The organism is Vallitalea sediminicola, from assembly GCF_054408565.1.
In genome coordinates, this window is record NZ_BTPT01000136.1 from 1 (window position 1) to 530 (window position 530).

A 530-nucleotide genomic window follows, 5' to 3' on the forward strand; every position below is an offset into this window, starting at 1 on the left:
CTATAGCAAAAAATAATCCTGAAGTAGCGGCTACACCTAATTTACAAGTAGAATTATTAGGAATAGGTCTAGCTCCTAAGATTACCACTACAACAGAAGAAAGTGGAGGATCAAGTGATGGTAACTCACATCAACAAGGAGGAAGTTCTACTGACTCCCATTCATTTACTACGGGAGTATCTATTGGTTTTGAACATACATTTAAGGTTACAGAAGGACCAAGTACAAAAATGTCTGTTGAAACAAGTTTTGAACATTCATATGCTATGGAAAAAACATCTACTTGGAATATAGAACAATCTACTAGTAATTTCAGAAATTGGTTAAAATCTAAGCAAGTTGATGAATCAGATGCTGCAGCACTTTCTTTGGATTTAAAATACACTAATACAGGGTTAACCCCATTATCTAATATACGTCCAAAGTTTACAATTGTTGCAGGTGATGAAAATGTAGTAACTTATACTCCGTTTGAAGCTCAACAAGCTATAGATTATTTAGCACCAGGTCAAAGTAAGCAAATAACTGTT

1 protein-coding gene is annotated in these 530 nt (G+C 34.2%); it reads left to right on the forward strand.

Going from position 1 to position 530, the window contains the following annotated elements; all coding sequences use genetic code 11:
* On the forward strand, nt 1-530 hold a 530-nt coding region (locus ACX6CF_RS26155; RefSeq protein WP_458788323.1), incomplete at both ends, for a hypothetical protein.